General features: G+C 38.4%; 1 protein-coding gene. It reads right to left on the reverse strand.

The window, feature by feature from the left end:
* Positions 1 to 1,132, reverse strand: a 1,132-nt coding sequence (locus tag ACM0OP_RS24160) for a tetratricopeptide repeat protein (RefSeq protein ID WP_414530944.1), incomplete at its 3' end; no start/stop codon positions are given.
* Positions 1,133 to 1,185 lie beyond the last annotated feature (53 nt).

The following is a 1,185-nucleotide window of genomic DNA, read 5'->3' on the forward strand; positions in this document are numbered from 1 at the left end:
CTTGAATAGCTAAGGCTTTGTCGAAACTATGGAGTGCCTCTTCATATCGCTCTAAGTTGCCCAACGCTGCACCTCGGTTATTCCAAAGGTCGGGGTCGTCATCTTTAATAGTCAAGGCTTGATCAAAACTCTTGAGTGCCTCTTCATATCGCTCTAAGTTGCCCAGCACATTACCCAAATTAAAAAATAGACTGCTGCTGAATTCAGGATTACTATCAGAGGCAATTATTTCAGCTTGGGCTTTCGCCTGTTGCAGCAAATGTACTCGCTGATTTGAGCGGCTGCGTAGGCTTTTGTATAAAAGCGCTGCATATTTACCCAAACCATCTTCCAAAGAATCAACTTGATCAAAACATAGTTTGATGGCTGCTTCTATCTTGTCCTTAGACGGTCCAGTTCCATTTTCGTAGTTAATTTCATATTTAGCTGGGTCTTTTGACAACATAAACCAACCAAATATAAAGCCAAATGTGATTTTTTTTAACAATTTCCCAGTCTGGTCGGGCAAAAGTTGGTAATTCTCAACTGATGCTTCTGCGGTAATTGCAGCAAAAGGAATTATTACAACTTCCAGTTGATTAAGATAGCGAGAAGCAAACAAATGAGAAATAAATTGGCGCTGACCTTCATCTCTTCTTGCAAACAGAGCATGATAAAGAAATTCAGCCGTGTATTCACGCCAATCAGCATTATCATATTTTGCTGGGGGAGGACTATCGGGAGAAACTTCTTTGTTTGCTAGTTGCTCAAAATATTTAGCTAGTAGTTCATGAGTTTCACGAAATTGACTTCTACCTTCGTGATAAAGGGACATCCGAAATACATCTCGCGCCACATCATCCAGGCGATAGCGACCTTCAACAAATTCAACAAAATCACATTGGTTTAACCAATCAAAACAATTGAGATTGTCACTAGCACCAGTTTCAAAGTTTATACTTTTCCTTTGTATCAAGTATTGAATGACAGGACGATCAAACCAACGACAACAAGCTGCTAGTTGCACTATTTGTTTTTGCTTTGTATTCAGACCTTGTAGTAATAATTCAACAATTGCTTGATTTCCACGAGAAAAATCAATTTCTATCTTTTTTTCTTTTTGGTTCCTAATCCAATCAAGATAATAGGGCAAACCCAGAAGTGTTGAATGTTAAGAAAGAGGTGATAAAAATAACCCAAAATATG

The organism is Nodularia chucula CCY0103 (genome assembly GCF_963923915.1).
GTDB lineage: Bacteria > Cyanobacteriota > Cyanobacteriia > Cyanobacteriales > Nostocaceae > Nodularia > Nodularia chucula.